Source organism: Streptomyces sp. Je 1-332 (assembly GCF_040730185.1).
Taxonomy (GTDB): domain Bacteria; phylum Actinomycetota; class Actinomycetes; order Streptomycetales; family Streptomycetaceae; genus Streptomyces.
In genome coordinates this window covers 7392872-7415085 of record NZ_CP160402.1, presented here as the reverse complement: position 1 = coordinate 7415085, position 22214 = coordinate 7392872, and the positions used below count along the sequence as shown (strand labels likewise).

The 22214-nt window shown below is 71.5% G+C and carries 20 protein-coding genes; 12 read left to right on the top strand and 8 right to left on the bottom strand.

What is annotated here, in order from left to right; genetic code table 11:
• Positions 1–67: 67 nt before the first annotated feature.
• A complete protein-coding gene (gene trxA, locus ABXJ52_RS33305; protein WP_367047262.1) occupies positions 68–454 on the top strand; it encodes a thioredoxin in 387 nt (128 codons plus the stop codon).
• Between the two features lie 35 nt (positions 455–489).
• Here the strand turns inward: trxA and ABXJ52_RS33300 are convergent, their stop codons facing one another.
• Positions 490–1590, bottom strand: a complete 1101-nt coding sequence (locus tag ABXJ52_RS33300) for a LacI family DNA-binding transcriptional regulator (protein WP_367047259.1) — start codon at positions 1588–1590, stop codon at positions 490–492.
• A 205-nt stretch (positions 1591–1795) separates the two neighbouring features.
• On the opposite strand from ABXJ52_RS33300, the gene ABXJ52_RS33295 reads away from it, so the two are divergent.
• Both ABXJ52_RS33295 and ABXJ52_RS33290 read left to right on the top strand, forming a co-directional pair.
• Positions 1796–3199: an amidase gene (locus tag ABXJ52_RS33295; protein WP_367047256.1), complete on the top strand. Its 1404-nt coding sequence runs from the start codon at positions 1796–1798 to the stop codon at positions 3197–3199.
• 117 nt (positions 3200–3316) lie between these two features.
• Entirely contained in the window at positions 3317–3748 is a 432-nt protein-coding gene (locus ABXJ52_RS33290; protein ID WP_367049450.1) for a type II toxin-antitoxin system PemK/MazF family toxin, read from the top strand.
• A gap of 3 nt (positions 3749–3751) precedes the next feature.
• Here the strand turns inward: ABXJ52_RS33290 and ABXJ52_RS33285 are convergent, their stop codons facing one another.
• Positions 3752–4621, bottom strand: coding sequence for a TIGR02452 family protein (locus ABXJ52_RS33285; protein ID WP_367047253.1), 870 nt, complete (start codon positions 4619–4621; stop codon positions 3752–3754).
• 249 nt (positions 4622–4870) lie between these two features.
• Between ABXJ52_RS33285 and egtA the strand changes: the two genes are divergently transcribed.
• The 4 genes from egtA to egtD are packed head-to-tail and all read left to right on the top strand — an operon-like array spanning position 4871 to position 9244.
• A complete protein-coding gene (gene egtA, locus ABXJ52_RS33280; protein ID WP_367047250.1) occupies positions 4871–6205 on the top strand; it encodes an ergothioneine biosynthesis glutamate--cysteine ligase EgtA in 1335 nt (444 codons plus the stop codon).
• The gene (gene egtB / locus ABXJ52_RS33275; protein ID WP_367047248.1) at positions 6202–7530 is read left to right on the top strand and encodes an ergothioneine biosynthesis protein EgtB; all 1329 of its coding nucleotides are present in this window, start codon (positions 6202–6204) and stop codon (positions 7528–7530) included. Before egtA ends, egtB begins: the two co-directional genes overlap by 4 nt.
• Positions 7530–8285, top strand: coding sequence for an ergothioneine biosynthesis protein EgtC (gene egtC, locus ABXJ52_RS33270; RefSeq protein WP_367047246.1), 756 nt, complete (start codon positions 7530–7532; stop codon positions 8283–8285). Before egtB ends, egtC begins: the two co-directional genes overlap by 1 nt.
• Positions 8282–9244 carry an L-histidine N(alpha)-methyltransferase gene (gene egtD / locus ABXJ52_RS33265; RefSeq protein WP_367047244.1) on the top strand — a complete coding sequence of 321 codons (963 nt, stop codon included), beginning with the start codon at positions 8282–8284 and terminating at the stop codon, positions 9242–9244. The genes egtC and egtD overlap by 4 nt, the downstream gene beginning before the upstream one ends.
• A gap of 26 nt (positions 9245–9270) precedes the next feature.
• Here egtD and ABXJ52_RS33260 read toward each other — a convergent pair whose 3' ends face one another.
• The gene (locus tag ABXJ52_RS33260; RefSeq protein WP_367049449.1) at positions 9271–10524 is read right to left on the bottom strand and encodes an extracellular solute-binding protein; all 1254 of its coding nucleotides are present in this window, start codon (positions 10522–10524) and stop codon (positions 9271–9273) included.
• Positions 10525–10793: 269 nt separating this feature from the next.
• On the opposite strand from ABXJ52_RS33260, the gene ABXJ52_RS33255 reads away from it, so the two are divergent.
• Complete coding sequence (locus ABXJ52_RS33255; RefSeq protein ID WP_160509111.1) at positions 10794–11015, top strand: dodecin; 222 nt, start codon at positions 10794–10796, stop codon at positions 11013–11015.
• A 48-nt stretch (positions 11016–11063) separates the two neighbouring features.
• Here the strand turns inward: ABXJ52_RS33255 and ABXJ52_RS33250 are convergent, their stop codons facing one another.
• Positions 11064–11552: a hypothetical protein gene (locus tag ABXJ52_RS33250; RefSeq protein WP_367047242.1), complete on the bottom strand. Its 489-nt coding sequence runs from the start codon at positions 11550–11552 to the stop codon at positions 11064–11066.
• A 132-nt stretch (positions 11553–11684) separates the two neighbouring features.
• On the opposite strand from ABXJ52_RS33250, the gene ABXJ52_RS33245 reads away from it, so the two are divergent.
• From ABXJ52_RS33245 to ABXJ52_RS33235, 3 genes are all read left to right on the top strand, one after another.
• Complete coding sequence (locus ABXJ52_RS33245; protein WP_367047238.1) at positions 11685–12698, top strand: LLM class flavin-dependent oxidoreductase; 1014 nt, start codon at positions 11685–11687, stop codon at positions 12696–12698.
• Between the two features lie 39 nt (positions 12699–12737).
• The gene (locus ABXJ52_RS33240; protein WP_367047234.1) at positions 12738–15083 is read left to right on the top strand and encodes an excinuclease ABC subunit UvrA; all 2346 of its coding nucleotides are present in this window, start codon (positions 12738–12740) and stop codon (positions 15081–15083) included.
• A gap of 188 nt (positions 15084–15271) precedes the next feature.
• Entirely contained in the window at positions 15272–16144 is an 873-nt protein-coding gene (locus ABXJ52_RS33235) for a glycoside hydrolase family 16 protein (protein WP_367047230.1), read from the top strand.
• 10 nt (positions 16145–16154) lie between these two features.
• On the opposite strand, the gene ABXJ52_RS33230 is transcribed toward ABXJ52_RS33235, so the two are convergent.
• From ABXJ52_RS33230 to ABXJ52_RS33220, 3 genes are all read right to left on the bottom strand, one after another.
• Positions 16155–17657, bottom strand: coding sequence for an FGGY-family carbohydrate kinase (locus tag ABXJ52_RS33230; protein WP_367047227.1), 1503 nt, complete (start codon positions 17655–17657; stop codon positions 16155–16157).
• A 12-nt stretch (positions 17658–17669) separates the two neighbouring features.
• Positions 17670–18464, bottom strand: a complete 795-nt coding sequence (locus ABXJ52_RS33225; protein ID WP_367047225.1) for an SDR family oxidoreductase — start codon at positions 18462–18464, stop codon at positions 17670–17672.
• 94 nt (positions 18465–18558) lie between these two features.
• Positions 18559–19569: an aldo/keto reductase gene (locus ABXJ52_RS33220; RefSeq protein WP_367047222.1), complete on the bottom strand. Its 1011-nt coding sequence runs from the start codon at positions 19567–19569 to the stop codon at positions 18559–18561.
• 143 nt (positions 19570–19712) lie between these two features.
• Between ABXJ52_RS33220 and ABXJ52_RS33215 the strand changes: the two genes are divergently transcribed.
• A complete protein-coding gene (locus tag ABXJ52_RS33215; RefSeq protein WP_367047221.1) occupies positions 19713–20612 on the top strand; it encodes a LysR substrate-binding domain-containing protein in 900 nt (299 codons plus the stop codon).
• 13 nt (positions 20613–20625) lie between these two features.
• Here the strand turns inward: ABXJ52_RS33215 and ABXJ52_RS33210 are convergent, their stop codons facing one another.
• Positions 20626–22137, bottom strand: a complete 1512-nt coding sequence (locus tag ABXJ52_RS33210) for an acyl-CoA synthetase (RefSeq protein ID WP_367047218.1) — start codon at positions 22135–22137, stop codon at positions 20626–20628.
• Between the last annotated feature and the right edge of the window lie 77 nt (positions 22138–22214).

The following is a 22214-nucleotide window of genomic DNA, read 5'->3' as shown; positions in this document are numbered from 1 at the left end:
GAATACGTCTGCCGCCCGAGCCGTTGTGCACTACGGCTTCGACTGACAGCAGGAAGAGGGAAACACCATGAGCACGACTGTGGAGCTCACCAAGGAGAACTTCGACCAGACGGTCACGGACAACGAATTCGTCCTGATCGACTTCTGGGCGGACTGGTGCGGTCCGTGCAAGTCGTTCGCGCCCGTCTACGACAAGGCCGCCGAGGCCAACCCCGACATGGTCTTCGGCAAGGTGGACACGGAGTCGCAGCCCGAGCTCGCTCAGGCCTTCGGCATCCAGTCGATCCCGACGCTGATGATCGTCCGCGACCAGGTGGCCGTGTTCGCGCAGCCCGGCGCCCTGCCGGAGGCCGCGCTCCAGGACGTCATCGGACAGGCCAGGCAGCTGGACATGGACGAGGTCCGCAAGTCCGTCGCCGAGGAGCAGGCCAAGGCCCAGGCGCAGGAGCAGTAAGCGAGAACAGCGGGAAAGACCCGTAATCAGAGGGGTCAGCTCGACTCGCGGTGTACTGCCGTCGCACCGAGCACGTCGTGCACCTCGGGCTGCATGCCCGGGTCACGTACGACCCGGTCGACGAGTTCCGCGAGTTTCTGGCCCGACGGCAGCTCGATGCGGACCGTGCTGAGCCGCGGCCGCAGGAGCCTGCCGAGCATCAAGTCGTCGGCGCCGATCATCGCCGTCCCCTCGGGGACGGCGATGCCTTCGTCCTGCAGCGCCCGCATCAGCAGCATCGCGTACTCGTCGTTGTACGTGAACACCCCGTCGACTCCCAGCGTGCGCCAGCGCGCCGCGAGCCCGGCAGCGGACTCCTCGTCGTAGGCGAGGGGCAGCTCGGTCGTCGTGGTGCCGGTGCCGTGCTGTGCGAGGGCGCTGCGGACGCCTTCGGCGCGCGGGCGGGCGAAGGGCTCGAGGCCCTGTTCCTCGGGGATCACGACCCCGATGTGCCGGCGGCCGCGCTCCAGGAGATGTCTGGCGGCGCACTGCCCCACCAGACGCTGGTCCATGAGCAGCGCGTGGGCGCCCTCGGCCCGCTGCGGGCCGATCGTGAAGACGGCCTTGGCGCCCGAGCGCTTCAGGACGCTCACACCGCGTGCGCCCAGCCCCGAGGCGTCGGGGGCGAGGACCGCGACCGGCCGCAGCTCGGCCCAGGCTCGTGCCGCGTCCTCGCCGGTCAGGCCGAGGCTGCCGTACTGCACGACGGTGTAGTCGAACCTGCTGAGCGCCCACTGCAGCTCGTTGAAGAACTCGCTGAAGAGCGGGCCCGCCGGGATCTGCGGCGTGGGCATCAGGACCACACGGGTGTGCCCGGCGCGCAGGCTGCGGGCGGCGGCGTGCGGGACGTAGCCCAGCTCCTTGGCGGCCGCGTGTACGCGGCGGCGGGTGGGCTCGCTGATGCGGACGGCGCTCGTGTTGTTCAGGACGTACGAGACGGTCGCGCGCGAGACTCCCGCGAGGCGCGCCACATCTGCGCTCGTCGGCACGGAGTACTGCGCGGACGGCTGCGCGTCCTGTTGCGTCTGCTGCTGCGTCTGCTGTTGTGTGGACGGCTGCGTCTGCTGCTGTGCGGTCTTGTTCGGTATCTGCGCCATGGCAGGTCTCATCTTTCCAGACGGCGCGGAAGCGCTCTCAGTCGGGCGTCGGCGCGGCCCCGGCCCGCACATCGGTACCGGTCGGTTGCCGTGGACGGCGTGAACTGCCCCGCACACGTACCGCGTTCCCGCTCCGACACATACCGCGTTCCCGCCGCGCCGGTTAGCGTGCGTGCACCTGTCCGTCGATCAAAGGTGCCCCCACATGACAGTCGACCGTGCCGATGGCCTCGCGCGCACCGCTCGGGCCCTGGCCGACGGAGAGGTGTCCGCACGCGCCCTCACGGAGCGGACGCTGGCGCGGATCGAGGCATCGCAGCCCGTGCTGAACGCCTTCAAGCTGGTGCGGGCCGAGGCCGCGCTGGCCGAAGCCGACGCCGCGGACCGGGAGTTGGCGTCCGGCGGTGCGGGTCGTCCACTGCTCGGCGTACCGCTCGCCGTCAAGGACGACACCGACATCGCGGGCGAGCCGACCGCGTTCGGCTGCCGGGGTGACTTCCCGCCGAAGAAGGAGGACGCCGAGTCGGTGCGCCGGCTGCGGGCGGCCGGCGCCGTCATCATCGGCAAGACCAATACCTGCGAGCTGGGTCAGTGGCCCTTCACGGAGGGGCCCGGCTTCGGCGACACCCGCAATCCGTGGCACACCGGGCACACCCCTGGCGGTTCGTCGGGCGGCTCGGCGGCGGCGGTCGCCGCCGGTCTGGTCCCCGCCGCGCTCGGCTCGGACGGCGCGGGCTCGGTGCGCATCCCCGCGGCGTGGACCCACCTGGTCGGGATCAAGCCGCAGCGCGGCCGCATATCGACGTGGCCCTGGCCCGAGTCCTTCAACGGCATCACCGTCAACGGCCCGCTCGCGAGGACCGTCGCCGACGCGGCCCTGCTGCTCGACGCCGCGAGCGGCAACCACAGCGGTGACCTGCACCAACCGGCGGCCATCAGCGCCACGGACGCGGCGACCCGCGAGCCGGGGCGGCTGCGGATCGCCCTCTCCCTGCGCATGCCGTTCACCGCGACCCCCAAGCGGCTGCATCCCGTGGTGCGCCGCAAGGTCATCGTCCTGGCGGACCGGCTCGCCGCGCTCGGCCACGACGTGGAGGAGGCCGACCCGCGCTACGGCCAGATCGGTCTGGACTTCGTGCCACGTGCCACTGCGGGCATCACCGACTGGGCCCGCGAGATCCCCGACGCCCACCTGCTCGACCCGCGAACCAAGGAGGCGGCCCGTCTGGGGCGCGTGCTCGGCGGCGCCCCGCTGCGTCTCGCCCGTCGCGCCGAGGCCGCCCTGCACCGCCGTGTGGGCGCGATCTTCTCGACGTACGACGTCGTCCTCACGCCCACCACCGCCACTCCCCCGCCCCGGATCGGCACGATGGCCGCCCTCAGCGGCTGGCGCACCGACCAGGCCATGATCGCCGCCTGCCCCTACGCGTGGACGTGGAACGTCCTCGGCTGGCCCGGCGTCAACGTGCCCGCGGGCAAAGCGGACGGCGGCCTCCCGGTCGGGGCGCAGCTGCTGGGGCCCGAGGGCGGTGAGCCGCTGCTGATCTCCCTTGCCGCCCAACTGGAGGCGGACCAGCGGTGGTACGAGCAGTGGCCCGAGGCCGCCTGAGCGGTGGCCGACGTCCGCCACGGCGAGCCTGCGGGGCATCTGGCGGACCCGCCCCGCGGGTTGGGCCAAAGAGGTTCTACGGTGGCCCGCGTGACTGCCAACACCGATGACCCGCAGATGTCCGCGCACCCGGGCCGCACGGGCCGCACCGCGACCACCGAGGCCGAGCCGCGTGAGGTCGGCCAGGTACGAACGACGTACGCGCCCGCCCACGACGGTGATCCCGACCCCGGCGAGATCGTCTGGACGTGGGTGCCCTACGAGGAGAACGACGGGCGCGGCAAGGACCGTCCCGTCCTGGTCGTGGCCCGAGAGGCGCGCGGCACGCTGCTCGCCGTGCAGCTCTCCAGCAAGCAGCATGCGAACGATCGCGAGTGGGTGCCGATCGGCAGCGGGCCGTGGGACCGGGAGGGGCGCGAGTCGTGGGTGGACATCGACCGGGTGCTGCGGGTGCACGACGCAGGCATGCGGCGCGAGGCGTGCGCGCTCGACCGGATGCGGTTCAACCTCGTCGTGCGGCGGTTGCAGGAGCGGTACGGCTGGCGTTGACCGCTAGCGGGAGGGCTGAGCCGCGCCCTTGAACCCCGCGCCGAACGCCTCCTCGAAGGCGGCCCGCGTCACCGCGCCCCGCGTGCGGTCGAGCACCCCGAAGACGACGTGCTCGAAGTACCCGTGGAAGCGGCCCCCTTCGTCGAGGAGCACCCGGAAGGCGTCCGCCACCTGGGCGGGGTCGTTCTGGAAGACCCCGCAGCCCCACGCGCCGAGCACGAGCCGCCGGTAGCCGCAGGCGACGGCGGTCTCCAGGACCCGCTCCGCGCGCCGGGCCAGGGCGGAGGGAAGTTCCTTCGCGCGCTCGGGGGTCTGGCGCAGCACGACGCCCGCGTTCGGCGCCGCCGAGGTCAGGAAGCCGACCGCGTACGCGTCGTCGAGGAGCTGTCCACGGTCGTCACGGAAGACCGGCACGGCCGGGGAGTGGATCACCCGGTCGCTGTACAAGGGGTCGCGGTGGGCGCGGTGGTGGTCGTAGAACTCCCGGGCCGAGCGCACGCACGCGTACAGCGCCGAGGCCCGGCACAGGGCCTCCTCCTGCGCCTGGGCGCCGTTCAGATAGCCGCCGCCGGGATTGCGCGCGGAGGAGAAGTTCAGGACGGCCACAGGGCCCCCGTCCCGGGCCGTCAGGCGGCGCGCGGCCTCCAAGCTGCTCTCACCCGTGACCTCGACTACCGTGGGGATCAGCTCGGACGGCTTCACAGGAGTCACGGAAGTCGCATCGAGGGCCGCCGGACCGAACATCCGCGTGCCGGAGCGCGCGGCGTCCACCGCATCCGCGATCAGCACCTCGCGGCCACCCGGAGCGGCGTACCGCCCTGCCGCCACGATTGCCTCGGTCTGCTGCGCGATGCCACGCAGTCGCGCACTCATGTCCGCTCCCCCGACCCGATCCCTGCCGTCTCGTCCCCCGTCTCACACATGAACGCATGGTGAGCTCTTCGCGTCGTCCGTCGCAACAGAATTCCCTGGCATCGGCTCAACCCCAGGGGCACTCTTGTGCGAATGGCCGACCTGGTCTTGGGTGGGACGAGCGCTGCCAACTCGGTCGATCCCACATCGAGTTGACCGGGTGGTCCAAAAACCGCTGGACCAGGCAGAACCTGACAGGAGGACCCCTGCATGCCCGAGGGCGACTGTACGACGTACCGCGCGGAGTACGGCACCGCGGTATCCGAGGCAGAGGCGGAGGCGCTGGTCACCGGCATCTGCTTCAAGACCGGGCCGCCTCGTGTCACCGGTGTCGAACTGGAATGGCTGATCCACGAGCCGGACCGGCTCCATCTGCCCGTGTCCCCCGCCCGCCTCGAAGCGGCCTACGCCGCGCTGCGGGCCCTGCCCCTGCACTCCCTGATCACCGTCGAACCAGGCGGCCAGCTGGAGCTCAGCTCGCTCCCCGCCGCCTCGCTCATGGAGTGCGTATCCGCCGTCTCGGCCGATCTCTCCCTCGTGCGTGACCGCCTCGCGGCCCTGGATCTGACGCTCACCGGTCTCGGGGCCGATCCCTGGCGCCCGCCGTCCCGCATCCTGCACCGGCCGCGCTATGACGCGATGGAGCGCTTCCTCGACCGCACCGGCCCCGCGGGCCGCCGCATGATGTGCTCCACGGCGTCCGTCCAGATCTGCCTGGACGCGGGTCACGAGGAGCCGGGTCCGCTCGGCTACGGACGGCGCTGGCGGCTCGCGCATCTGCTCGGCCCCGTGCTGGTCGCCGCGTTCGCCAACTCGCCCGTCCAGGACGGCCGTTCCACCGGCTGGCGCTCCACGCGGCAGGCCGTGTGGGCGTCGATCGACCCGGGTACCTCCGGGGCGCCGTCGATGGAGGCCGAACCGCGGACGGCCTGGGCGCGGCACGCCCTGGACTCGCCGGTCATGTTCATCCGAGGCCTCGACGAGGGTCACGAGGCGCCCTGGACCGTCCCGGAGGGGCTCACCTTCCGCACCTGGGCCGGCTCGGGCGGGCCGCGCCCACCGACCCGCGACGACCTCGACTACCACCTGACCACCCTCTTCCCACCGGTACGTCCACGGGGCCATCTGGAGCTGCGGATGGTCGACGCCCAACCCGGCCACAGCGGCTGGATCGTGCCGCTCGCCGTGACGAGCGCGCTGTTCGACGACCCGCAGGCCGCCGAGACCGCCTACCGCACGGTGAAGCCGCTGGCCGAGCGCGCGTGCCCGCCGGGCGCCCCCGCGGCGCCGCGCAGCCCACTGTGGCTGGACGCCGCGCGGCAGGGACTCACCGATCCGGAGCTGCGCGAGGCAGCGGCGGCGTGCTTCGCGGCTGCTGCCGAGGCGCTGCCCCGGATGGGCGCGAGCGCCGAGGTGCGGGAAGCCGTGGCCGCGTACGCCGAGCGGTATGTCGCGCGGGGCCGCTGCCCTGCGGACGATCTGCTCGACGGGCACCTGGACGGCCACCACTACGACCACGAGCACGAGAAGGGCATCCTCCGATGACCGGAACCGTCAGCGACCCCGATGCGCTTCGCCGGCGCGCCCTGGCGGCGCTGCTCGCCGCCAGGGACCGCACCTCGCTCCTCACCACGTGCGTCGAGGAACCCGAACTCACCGCGCAGCACTCGCCGTTGATGTCACCCCTGGTCTGGGACCTGGCGCACATCGGCAACCAGGAGGAGATGTGGCTGCTGCGGGCGGTGGCGGGCCGTGACGCCATGCGGCCCGAGATCGACGGCCTGTACGACGCCTTCGAGCACCCACGCTCCGAGCGACCGAGCCTGCCGCTGCTCTCGCCCGCCGAGGCCCGTGGCTACGCGGCCGAGGTGCGCGGGCGCGCGATCGACGTGCTGGAGAGCACGCCGTTTCGCGGTTCGCCGCTGACCGACGCGGGCTTCGCCTTCGGCATGATCGCTCAGCACGAACAGCAGCACGACGAGACGATGCTGATCACCCATCAGCTCCGCTCGGGACCCGCGGTACTGACGGCGCCGGATCCGGCCCCCGCGCCGCTGTTCCGTGGCCCGGCCGAAGTCCTCGTACCGGGCGGCCCGTTCACGATGGGCACCTCCACCGAGCCATGGGCACTCGACAACGAACGTCCGGCGCACCACCGCCTCGTGCCGCCGTTCTTCATCGACACCACGCCGGTGACCAACGCCGACTACCAGCGCTTCATCGCCGACGGCGGCTATGAGGAACAGCGGTGGTGGGCCCCCGCGGGCTGGGACATGGTCCGCGGCAACGGACTCTCGGCGCCGCTGTTCTGGCGCCGCGAGGGCGGTCAGTGGCTGCGCCGCCACTTCGGGACGGTCGAGGCCGTGCCGCCCGACGAGCCGGTGCTGCACGTCAGTTGGTACGAAGCGGACGCCTACGCCCGATGGGCAGGGCGGCGGCTGCCCAGCGAGGAGGAGTGGGAGAAGGCCGCCCGGCACGACCCGGCGACCGATCGCTCGATGCGCTACCCGTGGGGCGACGCGGACCCCACGCCCGAGCGCGCGAACCTGGGCCAGCGCCATCTGCGCCCGGCCCCCGCCGGCAGCTATCCGGCCGGCGAATCCCCGCTCGGCGTACGGCAGTTGATCGGTGACGTGTGGGAGTGGACCTCCAGCGACTTCCTTCCCTACCCGGGGTTCGCCCCCTTCCCGTACCGCGAGTACTCGGACGTCTTCTTCGGCGGCGACTACAAGGTGCTGCGCGGCGGGGCGTTCTCCGTGGACGAGGTGGCCTGCCGGGGCACGTTCCGCAACTGGGACCACCCGATCCGGCGGCAGATCTTCTCCGGGTTCCGCACCGCCCGTGACGCGGGCCCTGCGGAGGCTTCCTGATGTGCCGTCACCTGGCCTTCCTGGGCCCGCACGAACCTCTCGGCAAGCTCCTCGTCGACCCTGTGCACAGCTTGTTCCGGCAGTCGTGGGCGCCCCGTCACCAGCGCTACGGCACGGTCAACGCCGACGGCTTCGGCGTCGGCTGGTACGCCGGCGGCGATCCGGTGCCCGCGCGCTACCGCCGCTCCGGGCCGATCTGGGGCGACCAGTCCTTCGCGGACCTCGCCCGGGTCGTCCGCTCCGGCGCCGTGCTGGCCGCGGTGCGCGACGCGACCGAGGCGGGCGCGGACGGGGAAGCGGCGGCGGCGCCGTTCGCCGCCGGGACCTGGCTGTTCAGCCACAACGGCGCGGTCACCGGCTGGCCCCACTCGCTGGCCCAGGTGTCCCGACTCCTGCCGCCCGCCGACCTCCTGTCCATGGAGGCACGCTGCGACTCCGCACTGGTGTGGGCGCTCGTCCTGCACCGTCTTCGCAGCGGCGACGACGAGGGCCAGGCCCTCGCGGACACCGTCGCCGAGGTCGCCGAGGCGGCCCCCGGATCACGCCTCAACCTCCTGCTCACCAACGGCGAGACGATCGCGGCGACCGCCTGGGGCGACACCCTCTGGTATCTGTCCGAGCCGGGCCGCCGCACCGTCGTGGCCTCCGAGCCCCACGACGACGATCCGCACTGGCGTCAGGTGCCCGACCACACCCTGCTCGCCGCGAGCCGTACCGATGTCCTGCTGACCCCGCTCAAGGAGCCCACCGCGTGAGCCCGTTCCAGCTGACCCGCACCCTGCCGCTCGACGCCACCGACGCCGCTCTGCGCGCCGACGTCCTGCACGGCCTCACCCGCACCCCCAAGACGCTGCCGCCCAAGTGGTTCTACGACGCGCGGGGCAGCGCCCTCTTCGACGAGATCACCACGCTCCCTGAGTACTACCCGACGCGCGCCGAGCGCGAGATCCTGCAGACCCGCGCCGCGGAGATCGCCGGGGCGACGGGCGCGCGCACGCTGATCGAGCTCGGCTCGGGCTCCTCGGAGAAGACCCGCCACCTGATCGACGCCCTCCCCGGGCTGCACACGTACGTCCCGGTGGACGTGAGCGAGAGCGCGCTCACCGGCGCCGCGAACACCCTGATCGCCTCGCGTCCCTCCCTCAACGTGCACGCCCTGATCGCCGACTTCACCCGCGGTCTCGCCCTGCCGGGCACCCCGGGCCCGCGGCTCGTCGCCTTCCTCGGTGGCACGATCGGCAACCTGCTGCCCGCGGAGCGCTCGGCGTTCCTGGCGTCGGTGCGCACGCTGCTCTCCCCCGGTGACGCGCTGCTGCTCGGCACGGACCTGGTGAAGGACGAGTCGGTGCTCGTCTCGGCGTACGACGACGGGTCGGGCGTCACGGCCTCCTTCAACAAGAACGTCCTGACCGTCATCAACCGCGAGCTCGGCGCGGACTTCGATCCCGACGCGTTCTCCCACGTGGCCGTCTGGGACAGCGAGCACGAGTGGATCGAGATGCGGCTGCGCTCCCTGGCCGCCCAGACGGTGAAGATCCCGGCACTCGACCTGGCGGTCGACTTCGAACGCCATGAGGAGATGCGCACCGAGATCTCGGCGAAGTTCCGCGAGGAGGGTGTGCGTGCGGAACTGGCGTCGTCGGACCTGAAGCTGACCCACTGGTGGACGGACGAGAGGGCGCGCTTCGCGCTGTCGCTGAGTGTGGCCGCGTAGGGGATCGGGCCCGGGGGCGGTGGCCCTCAGGGCGCGCTGACGTCGAGCTCCCGGGTGATCCGGCGCGAGGCCGCCTTCGCCTCCGTCGCCGGGTCGCCCCCGGCGAGCACCTTCGACATGTACTCCTTGATCGGGTTGTCCGCCTCCACCGCGGCCCACTTCGGCGAGGCCGGTGTCGCCCGGCCCCGGGCGGCTCCCGCGGCCATCGCGGCGACACCTTCCTCGCCCGAGACGGCGGAGGCAAGGGTCGTCTTGTTCGGCACGTAGTTCATCGTCCGGGCGAGGTCCGTCTGCCACTTCTTGCCCGCGAGTGCTTTGATGACGGCGACCGCGCCCGCGCGGTCGTCCGTCTTCTCGCGCACCACGAGGTCGGATCCGCCCGTGAAGACGGCTCCCGGCTTCGCCGCTGTCTTGCCGGGGATCGGGAAGTAGCCGAGTTTGCCCTTCAGTTCGGGGTTCGCCTCCTCGATGGCCCGCGCGGTGCCGGGCACGGCGACGATCTGCGCCACGTCCCCCTTGGCGAACACCCCGGCCTGCGGCGGATGCTCCTCGTCCGCGTCACGGGGTCCCTCGCCCAGGGCCTGCAGCCGGCGGTAGAAGTCCATGCCCCGCAGCGCCGCGGGAGCGTGCAGACTGCCCTCCCACACGCCTCGCGAGCCCTCGGCCTCCGTGGCGAGTTCACCGCCCTCGTCCCAGATGAAGCCTGCCAGGGTGTACCAGTCCTGCCCCGCGAGATAGATCCCCTGGTCGCCGCCGGAGTCGAGCCGCTCCGTGTCGGCGATCCACTGCTCGCGTGTCTTGGGCGGCTGCTCGATCCCGGCCCGCGCGAAGAGGTCCTTGTTGTAGATGACGACGCGGTTGGCGGCGTACCAGGGGATGCCGTACTGGCTGCCGTTGTAGCGACCGGGCTCGGCCAGGCCGGGCAGCCATTCCTTCATGCCGAGGTCGCGTGCGGACTCCAGGGTGAGGTCGTAGAGCCCGCCCTCGTCGACGTACTGGGCGACCTGGGTGTTGCCGACCTCGATGACGTCGGGTCCCTCGTCGGTCTTGAGCGCGGCCTTGACCTTGCCGCCGATGCCGGTCCACTCCTGGAGGCGTACCTCCAGGTCGATGTCGCCGTTCCGCTTCTCGAAGTCCGTGGTGAACCGCTTGATGAAGTCCGCCGACGCGCTGCCACGCATGAGCCACACGGTGACCGTCCGCTTCTCGTCTCCCCCGCCCGGCAGGACGCCGCAACCGGGGAGCAGGGAGGTGGCGGCGATGACGAGGGACAAGGACATGACGGCGCGGCGGTGCGGTTTCACGTGGGTCACTTTCTTCCTGCGGACAGGGGAAGGTCGCCCGACGCGGGGGGTGAGCTGATGGCTCGAACGGGTACGGCTGGATTTTGGTCTGTACCAATGGGCCGGTCAAGGGGGAACGGCACCGGGATCGAATTTTCCGGTGCGCCCCACGCTCACCGCCTCGCGCACCTGCGCGCGGTGGGGCACGGTGGAGTGACGTCACCCCACAACTGTGCGGTCACCACACGGCGGAGAGGAACAGCCTCATGTCCGACCACACCTATCGGGTCACCGAGATCGTCGGCACCTCGCACGAGGGAGTCGACCAGGCCATCCGCAACGGCATCGCCCGCGCCTCGCAGACGCTGCGTTCGCTGGACTGGTTCGAGGTGACCCAGGTGCGCGGCCACATCGAGAACGGCGAGATCGAGCACTACCAGGTGGGCCTCAAGGTCGGGTTCCGCCTCGAGGACGGCGACAGCGCCTGACTCGCCCTTCGAGCCCACCTCGGGGCCCTGTAGCCCGGCACTGAGCGGTCACGTCCGTCCCTCACGCTCCTGAGCGTCCTTCAGCGCGGCGGACGTGCTCGCCCAGCGCGCCCGTACGACCTTGAAGCCCGCCCGCTCGGCCTCGTCGCACACCAGCTCGTCGTCGTCCACCAGCATCCGGACCTCACGGGACGCGGAGATCCGCCGCAGGATCTCCAGCTTGGTGCGGCGGGCGGGCCGCCGGTCGTCGTTGCGGCGCATCCAGATCCGCCCCTCGGGCAGCCCCTGCGCCGCCAGCCACGCCACGGTGTCCTCGCGGCACCGCTCGGGCCTGCCGGTGAGGTAGACGACCTCGCACTCCCGCGCGCTCTCCAGGGCGAGAGCCACGCCACGCTCCAGCGGCGGGTCGTCCGGGGCCGCCGCGAAGAAGGCCGCCCAGTCCTTCGGCCTGCGCTCCAGGAAGCGCTGGCGGTGCGCGGTGTCCGCTAGCGTGTTGTCCAGGTCGAATACGGCCAGTGGCCTACTGTCGTCCGTCACGCACCCAGCGTAGGCAGACCCCGCGCCGGCCTCGCGCCGACCCCGGTCCTGGCCCTGGCCCCGGCCCCCGCCCTGACTCCACCCCCGACCCCGGGCCGGGAATCCCGGCGCCGCTCAGGCGTTGAACCTGGCGTGACCTCAGTGATCGGATCCACCCGCTTCTCCGTCCTCGACCGTTCCCGCACCCGCGAGGGGCACGACGGCCGCCAGGCCCTGCGTGACACCGTGCGCCTGGCCCAGGAACTCGAGGAGCTCGGGTACCACCGTCTGTGGGTGTCGGAGCACCACGCGGTGCCGGGCGTCGCCGGCTCGGCGCCGACCGTCCTCGCCGCCGCCGTGGCCGCCGCGACGCGCACCATCCGGGTCGGCACGGGCGGCGTGATGCTGCCGAACCACCAACCCCTGGTCGTCGCCGAGCAGTTCGGGGTCCTCGAAGCGCTCTTTCCCGGGCGCATCGACATGGGGCTCGGCCGATCAGTGGGGTTCACCGACGGGGTGCGCAAGGCGCTCGGCCGGGACAAGAACGACGCCGACGACTTCGCGGTGCAGCTCACCGAGCTCCTCGGCTGGTTCCGCGGCACGTCGGACACCGGAGCGCACGCCCGCCCCTCCGAGGGCATGACCGTCCCGCCGTTCGTCCTGGCCATCGGCGAGGGCGCCACCATCGCGGCGCGGGCCGGGCTGCCGATGGTCATCGGCGACATCCGGAGCCGCGAGAAGATGCTCCGCGGCATCGACCACTACCGCGCGTCGTTCCGCCCCTCCGTCTGGTCGAGCGAACCGTACGTGATCGTCTCGGGCACGATCGCCGTCGCCGGGACGCCCGAGGAGGCCCGCCGCCTGCTGATACCGGAAGCCTGGTCGATGGCCTACTCGCGCACGCACGGCACCTTCCCGCCCCTCCCCCCGGCCGAGCGCGTCGAGGCGCCGGAGATGCGGATGACGGAGAAGGAGCGCGGATTCTACGAAGCCGGTCTCGTCGGCCACCTCCACGGCACGGAGGACCAGGTGGCCGACGAGCTGGAGACGTTGATCAAGGAGAGCGGGGCGCAGGAAGTGCTGGTCACGACCAGTACGTACGACCGGGAGGGCCTGCTCGACTCCTTCCGGCGCCTGGCCCGGGTCGCGGGCCTGGCCAGGACCTAGAATCGTGGGGTTTGCCCCCGAGCCGCGTACGGAGCCCCCATGCACAGCCCCCATGATCCGTTCGTACGCGTCCGGGGTGCCCGCGAGCACAATCTGCGGAACGTCGACGTGGACGTCCCGCGTGACGTCCTCGCGGTCTTCACCGGGGTGTCCGGCTCGGGGAAGTCGTCGCTCGCCTTCGGGACGATCTACGCGGAGGCCCAGCGCCGCTACTTCGAGTCCGTCGCCCCGTACGCCAGACGGCTGATCCACCAGGTGGGGGCGCCGAAGGTCGGTGAGATCACCGGGCTGCCCCCGGCGGTCTCGCTCCAGCAGCGGCGCTCGGCGCCCACGTCCCGCTCCTCGGTGGGCACGGTCACGAACCTCTCGAACTCTCTGCGCATGCTGTTCTCGCGCGCCGGCACCTACCCCGAGGGCGCCGAGCGGCTGGACTCGGACGCTTTCTCGCCCAACACCGCCGCCGGGGCCTGCCCCGAGTGCCATGGCCTCGGCCGCGTGCACCGCACGACCGAGGAGCTCCTGGTCCCCGACCCCTCGCTCTCCATCCGCGAGGGCGCCATCGCGGCCTGGCCCGGTGCCTGGCAGGGCAAGAACCTCCGCGATGTGCTGGATGCCCTGGGCCACGACGTCGACAGGCCCTGGCGCGAGCTGCCGCAGGCGGACCGGGACTGGATCCTGTTCACGGACGAGCAGCCGGTGGTGACCGTGCACCCTGTGCGGGACGCGGACCGCATCCAACGCCCGTACCAGGGCACGTACATGAGCGCCCAGCGCTATGTGATGAAGACCTTCTCGGACTCCAAGAGCCAGACCCTGCGTGCCAAGGCCGAGCGGTTCCTGGAGAGCGCCGACTGCCCGGCGTGCGGCGGCAGCAGGTTGCGCCCGGAGGCGATGGCGGTCACGTTCGCGGGCCGTACGATCGCCGACCTCGCCGCGCTCCCCCTCTCGGAGCTGGCCACGTCCCTTCAGCGCGAGGCGGGTTCGGAGGCGGCCCGCGTCCTGGCCGCCGATCTCCTCGCCCGCATCGCCACGATCACCGAGCTCGGCCTCGGCTATCTGAGCCCGGACCGCGCCACGCCCACCCTCTCCCCGGGCGAACTCCAACGTCTGCGTCTGGCGACCCAGTTGCGCTCGGGGCTCTTCGGCGTCGTGTACGTCCTGGACGAACCGTCGGCCGGTCTGCACCCGGCGGACACGGAATCGCTGCTCACCGTCCTCGACCGGCTCAAGGCCGCGGGCAACTCGGTCTTCGTCGTGGAGCACCATCTCGATGTCATGCGCCACGCCGACTGGCTCGTCGACGTGGGCCCCGACGCCGGCGAGCACGGCGGGCAGGTGCTGCACAGCGGCCCGGTGGCCGATCTGGAGGGCGTCACGCAGTCCGCGACGGCCCGTTTCCTCTTCGACCGCGAGCCCGCCGCGGCCCGTGCGGTGCGCGAGCCGCGCGGCTGGCTGAAGGTCGGTCCCGTCACCCGGCACAACCTGCGCGACGTGACGGCCGAGTTCCCACTCGGCGCCTTCACCGCGGTCACCGGCGTATCCGGCTCGGGCAAGTCCACGCTCGTCGGCGCAATCACCGAGGAACTGGAGGGCGTGGGCCGTCTGGTGTGCGTGGACCAGAAGCCGATCGGCCGCACGCCCCGCTCGAACCTGGCCACCTACACAGGCCTCTTCGACGTGGTGCGCAAGGTCTTCGCGGCCACGGAGGCGGCACGCACGCGGGGTTACGGCGTCGGCCGCTTCTCGTTCAACGTCGCGGGCGGGCGCTGCGAGACCTGTCAGGGCGAGGGGTTCGTGAGCGTGGAGCTGCTCTTCCTGCCCAGTACGTACGCGCCGTGCCCCGACTGCGGGGGTGCGCGCTACAACCCCGCGACCCTCGAAGTGACGTACCAGGGACGGAACATCGCGCAGGTGCTCGACCTGACGGTGGAGGCGGCCGCGGAGTTCTTCGCGGACACCCCGGCCGTGGCCCGCAGCCTGCGGACCCTCCTCGACGTGGGTCTCGGCTATCTGCGCCTCGGGCAGCCCGCGACGGAGCTCTCGGGTGGCGAGGCCCAACGCATCAAGCTGGCGAGCGAGTTGCAGCGCGTCCGGCGCGGCCACACGCTCTATCTCCTGGACGAGCCGACGACCGGGCTGCATCCGGCCGACGTGGAGGTCCTGATGCGCCAGCTGCACGGCTTGGTCGACGCGGGCCACTCGGTGGTGGTCGTCGAGCACGACATGGCGGTGGTGGCCGGCGCGGACTGGGTGATCGACCTGGGCCCCGGCGGCGGCGACGAGGGCGGCCGCGTGGTCGCTTCGGGGCCGCCCGGTGCGGTGGCTACGGCCAAGGGCAGCCGGACGGCACCGTATCTGGCGCGGGCGACCGGCGGGGACCGCTGAGGTTGGTACACACCAACTCCTTGACGGGGCCCGCGAGTCTGCCTTAAATCAAGTACTGAACAAAGCGCAGGAGTTGATCGCTCGCCGCGTTCAGTTCTCGACGTCGTTTGTCATGCGCATGCTCTACCTACACCCACACGCACGTCTGAGCCCCCCACTCTCTCGCCACCCCCACGTGAAGCGATGTGATGACAGTGCACACCTCTTGGCGCCGCCGTGCGGCGCTCACCACCGCCGCCCTGGCCTGTTGTGCCACGGCCCTCACCGGACTCCCCTCCGGAGCGTCGGCGGCCCCCACCCCCACCGCCAATGCCGCCGCGGCCGCCACCTTCACCGACGACTTCAACGGGCCCGCGGGCTCGGCGGTCGACGGCGGCAAGTGGCAGATCGAGACCGGCGACAACGTCAACAACCACGAGCGGCAGTTCTACACCTCCGGCAACAAGAACGCGGCCCTCGACGGCCAGGGCAATCTGGTCATCACCGCCCGCAAGGAGAACCCCGAGAACTACCAGTGCTGGTACGGCCGTTGCGAGTACACATCGGCACGGCTCAACACCTCCGGCAAGTTCACCCAGACCTACGGCCACGTCGAGGCCCGGATGAAGGTGCCGCGGGGGCAGGGCATGTGGCCCGCGTTCTGGATGCTCGGCGCCGACATCGGCAACGTGGGCTGGCCCCAGAGCGGCGAGATCGACGTGATGGAGAACGTCGGCTTCGAGCCGAGCACGGTCCACGGCACCCTGCACGGCCCCGGCTACTCGGGATCGGGCGCGATCGGCGCCGGCTACACCCTGCCCGGCGGCGAGGCGTTCGCGGACAAGTTCCACACCTTCGCGGTCGACTGGTCACCGAACAAGGTCACGTGGTCCGTGGACGGCAACGTCTACCAGACCCGCACCCCCGCCGACCTCGGCGGCAAGCAGTGGGTCTTCGACAAGCCGTTCTTCCTGATCCTCAACCTCGCGGTCGGCGGCTACTGGCCGGGCGACCCGGACGGCAGCACGAGCTTCCCGCAACAGCTCGTCGTCGACTACGTGCACGTGACCACCAACGACTAGACCCGTCACGCTAGTTGAGGCGCGCCAGTTGGTGCGCGGCCTCGCGGGTCGCCGGATACAGCTCCAGGTAGAGCTCGTAGAGCGGGTCATAGACGGCCGAGGTGGTGGCGTCCGGCGCGACCACCTCGACCGTCGGGTTCCAGTGCGCGATGTCACCGGGCCCGGCGAGCCCCGCGCCGACCGCCGCGAGGAAGGCGTCACCGTACGCGGCACCGATGGTGTGGCGCGGCAGATGCTGCTCGCGTCCGGTCACGTCGGAGACGATCCGGGTCCACAGCGCACGGGCGCCACCGCCGACCGCGACCAGGCGTTCGGCGGTGGCGCCCGCCTCGGTCATGGCGGCGAGATTGTGCCGCACGCCGTACGCGGTGGCTTCCAGGGCGGCCCGGTAGAGATGGGCCCGGCCGTGCCGCAGCGTCAGGCCGTGGACCAGGCCCCGCGCGTCGGGGTCGAAGAGCGGGGTGCGCTCCCCCGCGAAGTACGGCAGCATCAGCAGCCCCTCGGCGCCGGGCGGCAACGCCCCGGCCTCCGCGGTCAGTCGCTCGTACGAGGTGCGGGTGAGGTCACGCAGCCAGCCGGTGACCGCGCCCGAGGTCGCCATGCCGGCCGCCAGGCAGTACGTGTCCGGAAACGCGCCCGCCGTGCCCCACAGGTGCGGGCTTGTCAGCGGCTCCGGCAGGATGCCGACCAGGAACATCGTCGTGCCGTACATGAGCATCAGGTCACCGGGGGCGGCGACACCGACACCGGCCGCCTCCGCCCAGGCGTCGACCGTGCCCGCGATGACGGGGGTGCCCGCGGGGAGGCCGGTGAGGTCCTCGGCCCGCGGGGTCACGGCGCCGACGACATCGGAGGGCCAGACCAGCTCGGGCCATGCCAGCCCCGGGGCGATCTCCTCGCAGCGGTCGTCCATCCACTGACGGGCGGCCAGGTCGTACAGCGGGGTGCACTGGCTCGCCGAGTGGTGGTCGAGGACGTATCGGCCGGTGAGACGGTGTACGAGATATGAACTCGCCATGTACCAGCGGCGGGTAGCCCTATAGGCCGCTGGTTCGTGGCGGCGCAGCCAGGCGAGCTTGGGGCCGACCGCCTGGCTGGTCAGGGGCGAGCCGCAGCGGCGGATGATCTCGTCGGGGCCATAGCGCTCGTTCAGCTCGGCGATCTCCGCGCCGGCCCGGGTGTCGACGCCGTACAGGATGGCCGGGCGGACCGGCGTGCCCTTCGCGTCGACCGGGAGCAGGCAGGGGCCGATGCCGCTGACGCCGACCGCGGCGAGGGTGTCACCCGTGGGCAGCTGGGCCATCAACTCCCGTGCCAGAGCACGGAAGTCGGCCCACCAGACACCCTCCGCGTCGTGCTCGAACCAGCCGGGGTGCGGAGTGGACGTCGCGTGCTCGCGCCGCGCCTGGGCGATGAGCGTGCCATCGGGGCGCACGAGGACGCCCTTGGACGATGACGTCCCGATGTCGATGCCGAGCAGTGATCCGGTGCGGGGCACGGTGGCGGTGGTCATGGCCACGGGATGCTACGGGACGATCGAGTCCACGTAACCACCGTCGACGCGGATCGCGCCGCCCGTCGTGGCGGAGGCCAGCGGGGAGCTGAGGTAGACCACCATGTGCGCGATCTCCTCCGGCTCGATGAGCCGCTGGATCAGGGACTGCGGGCGGTGCTTGACCATGAACTCCCGCTGCGCCTCGTCCCAGGGCAGGTCGGAGTCGACCAGCTCGTACACGAAGTCCTCCACGCCACCGGTGTGCGTGGGGCCCGCGATCACGGAGTTGACGGTCACACCCGATCCGGCGGCTTCCTTCGCGAAGCCCCGGGAGACCGCGAGGAGCGCGGTCTTCGACATGCCGTAGTGGATCATCTCGGCGGGGGTGACGAGTGCCGAGTCGCTGGCGATGTTCTGGATCCGCCCCCAGGAGCGGTCCTTCATCCCCGGCAGATAGTGACGGATCATGCGGACGGCGGTCAGTACGTTGACCTCGAAGTAGCGGCGCCATTCGTCGTCGCTGATGTCGAGGGCGGGCTCGGCGCCGAAGACGCCGAGGTTGTTGACGAGGACGTCCACCTGAGGAACGGCCGCGAAGACCTGGGCGGCGCCCTCGTCGGTGGAGATGTCACCGGGTGCCCGGAGGAATTCGGCGGCGCCGTGCTCCCCCTTCAGCCGATCGACGGCCTTGTCGACGGAGGCGGCGGACCGTCCGTTGACGGCCACCCGGGCACCGGCCTTGGCCAGGCCGACCGCGATGGCCGCCCCGATTCCCTGGGTCGATCCGGTGACGAGGGCGGTCTTGCCGGAGAGATCGACGAGCATGCTGTGTTACCTCCTGCTGCGGTGTGACTGGGTGGGCTTTCGGAGCGCGGCCCTGCCTTGTCCCCCGGGCCCAGTAGATCACTCCCCGGCCGGGTCAGGTCGTGGGAACCGGGGCGTCCGCAGCGATCAGCTTCTCCTCGCGCAGGTCCGCCCAGAACGCGGCCGGTACCGTCTCGGCGAGCGCGGCCACGTCCTCTGCTATGCGGCTCGGCTTCGTCGCTCCGGGGATCGCCGCCACCGTCGCCGGGTGGGCGAGGGAGAACTGCAGGGCGGCGGACTTGATGCCGACGCCGTGCCGCTCGGTGAGCGCCTTGATGCGCTCGACCTTGGCGACGATCTCCGCGGGCGCCTTCTGGTACTCGAAGTGCTGACCGCCCGCCAGGATTCCCGAGCTGTAGGGGCCGCCCACGACGATGTCGACGTTCTGGGCGGCCGCTGCCGGGAGCAGGCGCTGAAGGGCGCGGTCGTGGTCCAGGAGGGTGTAGCGGCCCGCGAGGAGGAAGGCGTCGGGCTTCGGTTCGTCCAGGTCGAGGGTGAGTTCGAGCGGCTCGACGCGGTTGACGCCAAGGCCCCAGGCCTTGATGACACCCTCGTCGCGCAGCCGGTCCAGGACGCGGAAGGCGCCCGTACGGGCCTGCTCATAGGCGGCCAGCCATGCGTCGCCGTAGAAGTCCTGCGCCACATCGTGCACCCACACGATGTCGAGCCGGTCCGTCCTGAGCCGCTTCAGGCTGTCCTCGATGGAGCGGAGGGTGGCGTCAGCCGTGTAGTCGTTGACCATCTTGTTCGGGCGGCCGTGCTCGAAGAGGCCGCCCTTCTCGCCGAGGTCGCGGGCCGCGGGGTCCTCGGCCTCGTCCAGGATGACGCGGCCGACCTTCGTGCTCAGGACGTATGCGTCGCGGGGGTGGCCCGCGAGGACGTCACCGAGCCGGATCTCGGAGAGGCCCGCGCCGTAGAAGGGGGCGGTGTCGTAGAAGCGGATGCCCTGGTCCCAGGCGGCCTCGACGGTGGCCGCGGCCTCCGCGTCGGGGATGGCGCGGAACATGTTGCCGAGCGGGGCGGTGCCGAAGCCGAGCGCTCCGGGGAGGAGGTGCTTGATGCTCATGGGGGGTGGTCCTCGCGGTGGTGGATTTCCGACGGCTCCTCGAGGTTCGGGGGATCCGTCGGCCTTGCGAGTTCGAGGTTAGGATCGATGCTTGAGACTGTCCAAGACTCGCTTGGACACACTTGAGTCCCCCGAGGTCTTACATGCTTGACCTGCGACAACTGCGCTATTTCGTGGCCGTCGCCGAGACGGAACACGTCGGCAGGGCGGCGGAAGCCCTGCACATCTCGCAGTCACCGCTCAGCCGCCAGATCGCCCAGCTGGAGAAGCAGCTCGGTCTCGTCCTGTTCGAGCGCAGCCAGCAGCGCATCCGGCTCACCGCCGACGGCCGGGTCTTCCTGAGCGAGACCCGCGCCCTGCTGCGGCACGCCGACCGTCTGGAGAACCTCGGGCGCAGGCTCGGCCGCGGCGAGGAGGGCGGGCTCTGCATCGGATACGTCGGCGACGCCATGCACACCGGCGTCCTGCCGGGCGCGCTGCGCACCCTCCAGGAGGAGCGTCCCGGCATCCACGTCGCGCTCTACAGCCTCTCGGCGACGGAACAGTTCGAGGGCCTGCGCCAGCGCAGCCTCGACATCGCCCTCGTCCGGGAACCACCGGCAGGTGACGATCCGGACCTGCTGGCAGCGCCCCTCGTCGAGGACCCGCTGCTGCTCGCGCTGCCCGCGGCTCATCCCCTGGCCGCGCGGGAGGAGTTGACGCCGGGCGACCTGGACGGGCAGGCGTGGATCGCGGTCGAGAACACCCAGGACCCGGCCTGGCGTGACACCTTCCTCGCCTCGTGCGTGGCGTCCGGATTCACCCCCGACATCCGCCTGGAGGCCGCCGAACCGCTCACCGCGCTCGGCCTCGTCGCCTCCGGTCTCGGCCTGGCGCTCATCCAGAAGAGCATGGTGCGCGGCGCGGCGGAGGGTATCGCCGTACGTGAACTGCCCTGGCACGAGACGTCCGTTCACCTGTGGGCGGCCTGGCACGCCGTCGATCTGCGGCCGGTGGTGGCCTCCTTCCGTGAGACGGTCCTTGGGGGCGCCACTCTCGACTGACGCCCGCGGGCCCTCATTCCCAATAGGACCTGCGCAGCGACGACTTGGCCAGCTTCCCGGTCGGCGTCCGTGGTAGCGAGTCCGTGAAGTCCACGGAGCGCGGAGCCTTGTAGTGGGCTATGCGCTCGCGCACGAACGCGACCAGTTCACGCTCCAGTTCGGGCCCAGTGGTCACTCCGTCGGCCGGGCGGACCACTGCCTTGACGGCCTCCCCCATCTCCGGATCGGGCACCCCGATCACCGCGACGTCCGCGACCGCCGGATGCAGCACGAGACAGTCCTCGGCCTCCTGCGGGTAGACGTTCACACCACCCGAGATGATCATGAATGCCTTGCGGTCGGTGAGGAAGAGATAGCCGTCCTCGTCGATGTGTCCGATGTCCCCCGTGGTGGTCCAGTTCGGATGCTCGGGGTGCTGGGCCTCGCGGGTGCGGACGTCGTCGTTGTGGTAGCGGAAGGAGAGTTCCTCGCGCTCGAAGTAGACGGTGCCGGTCTCGCCGCTCGGCAGCAGCTCGCCCGCCTCGTCGCAGATCCGCAGTTCGCCGAGGAGTCCGTCCTTGCCGACGGAGCCGGGCTTGCGCAGCCATTCCTCGGGCGAGATGAAGGTGATGCCGTTGCCCTCCGTCGACGAGTAGTACTCGTACAGGACGGGCCCCCACCACTCCAGCATCCGCCGCTTGACCTCGACGGCGCAGGGCGCGGCGGCGTGGATGGCGGTCGTCATCGACGACAGGTCGTAGCGCTCGCGCACCTGCGCGGGCAGCTTCAGCATCCGTACGAACATGGTGGGCACCCACTGGCTGTGCGTGACCCGGTGGCGTTCGACCGCCGCCAGGGCGCCCTCCGCGTCGAAGGTGTCCATGAGCACGACGGTGCCGCCCAGCGCCGTGACGACCCCGCAGAAGCGCAGCGGCGCCGCGTGGTAGATCGGTGCGGGCGAGAGGTAGACGGTGTCCTCGCCGAAGCCGTACATGGCCTGGAAGATCAGTACGTAGGCGCTCGGCTCCTCGCGCACGTCACCCTCGGGCAGCGCGGGCTTGATCCCCTTGGGGCGGCCCGTGGTGCCCGAGGAGTAGAGCATGTCGGTGCCGCGCGGCTGGTGGGCGGGCGACTCGGCGGACGCGGACTCCAGGGCCTTCTCGTACGTTCCGTCGTCGAGGCCGAGCGTGATCGGCGGGCCGCCCGCCAACTCCATGACCGCCGCGCCGAGTTCGGCGAGCGAGCCGGAGACGATCAGCGCCTTCGCTCCGCAGTCCCGGACGATGTAGGCGGCCTCGTCCGTCGTGAGGTGGTGATTGACGGCGGTGAGATAGAGGCCCGAGCGCAGCGCCGCCCAGTAGACCTCAAGGGCGCGCGGGTCGTTGTCGCTGAGCAGGGCGAAGTGGTCGCCTCTGCGCAGGCCTGCGGCCCGCAGATGATCCGCGAGCCGCAGGGAGCGTTCTTCGAGTTGTCCGTAGGTGAGGGTCCGTGTGCCGTCGGCGGTGACGACGGCCGTCCTGGCGGGGTCGTACGCTCCCGGGTGCATGCGGGCGACGGTACGCGCCCCGAAGGGGCGCGGGGAACTGCGCGAGCAACCACAAACGGCCCGCAGGCTCCCACTGC

What these genes read in the sequence shown, in the direction of transcription:
- trxA (WP_367047262.1), top strand. Translation starts at nt 68, where the DNA reads ATGAGCACGACTGTGGAGCTCACCAAGGAGAACTTCGACCAGACGGTC.
- ABXJ52_RS33300 (WP_367047259.1), bottom strand. Translation starts at nt 1,590, where the DNA reads ATGGCGCAGATACCGAACAAGACCGCACAGCAGCAGACGCAGCCGTCC.
- ABXJ52_RS33295 (WP_367047256.1), top strand. Translation starts at nt 1,796, where the DNA reads ATGACAGTCGACCGTGCCGATGGCCTCGCGCGCACCGCTCGGGCCCTG.
- ABXJ52_RS33290 (WP_367049450.1), top strand. Translation starts at nt 3,317, where the DNA reads ATGTCCGCGCACCCGGGCCGCACGGGCCGCACCGCGACCACCGAGGCC.
- ABXJ52_RS33285 (WP_367047253.1), bottom strand. Translation starts at nt 4,621, where the DNA reads ATGAGTGCGCGACTGCGTGGCATCGCGCAGCAGACCGAGGCAATCGTG.
- egtA (WP_367047250.1), top strand. Translation starts at nt 4,871, where the DNA reads ATGCCCGAGGGCGACTGTACGACGTACCGCGCGGAGTACGGCACCGCG.
- egtB (WP_367047248.1), top strand. Translation starts at nt 6,202, where the DNA reads ATGACCGGAACCGTCAGCGACCCCGATGCGCTTCGCCGGCGCGCCCTG.
- egtC (WP_367047246.1), top strand. Translation starts at nt 7,530, where the DNA reads ATGTGCCGTCACCTGGCCTTCCTGGGCCCGCACGAACCTCTCGGCAAG.
- ABXJ52_RS33260 (WP_367049449.1), bottom strand. Translation starts at nt 10,524, where the DNA reads ATGTCCTTGTCCCTCGTCATCGCCGCCACCTCCCTGCTCCCCGGTTGC.
- ABXJ52_RS33255 (WP_160509111.1), top strand. Translation starts at nt 10,794, where the DNA reads ATGTCCGACCACACCTATCGGGTCACCGAGATCGTCGGCACCTCGCAC.
- ABXJ52_RS33240 (WP_367047234.1), top strand. Translation starts at nt 12,738, where the DNA reads ATGCACAGCCCCCATGATCCGTTCGTACGCGTCCGGGGTGCCCGCGAG.
- ABXJ52_RS33235 (WP_367047230.1), top strand. Translation starts at nt 15,272, where the DNA reads ATGACAGTGCACACCTCTTGGCGCCGCCGTGCGGCGCTCACCACCGCC.
- ABXJ52_RS33230 (WP_367047227.1), bottom strand. Translation starts at nt 17,657, where the DNA reads ATGACCACCGCCACCGTGCCCCGCACCGGATCACTGCTCGGCATCGAC.
- ABXJ52_RS33225 (WP_367047225.1), bottom strand. Translation starts at nt 18,464, where the DNA reads ATGCTCGTCGATCTCTCCGGCAAGACCGCCCTCGTCACCGGATCGACC.
- ABXJ52_RS33220 (WP_367047222.1), bottom strand. Translation starts at nt 19,569, where the DNA reads ATGAGCATCAAGCACCTCCTCCCCGGAGCGCTCGGCTTCGGCACCGCC.
- ABXJ52_RS33215 (WP_367047221.1), top strand. Translation starts at nt 19,713, where the DNA reads ATGCTTGACCTGCGACAACTGCGCTATTTCGTGGCCGTCGCCGAGACG.
- ABXJ52_RS33210 (WP_367047218.1), bottom strand. Translation starts at nt 22,137, where the DNA reads ATGCACCCGGGAGCGTACGACCCCGCCAGGACGGCCGTCGTCACCGCC.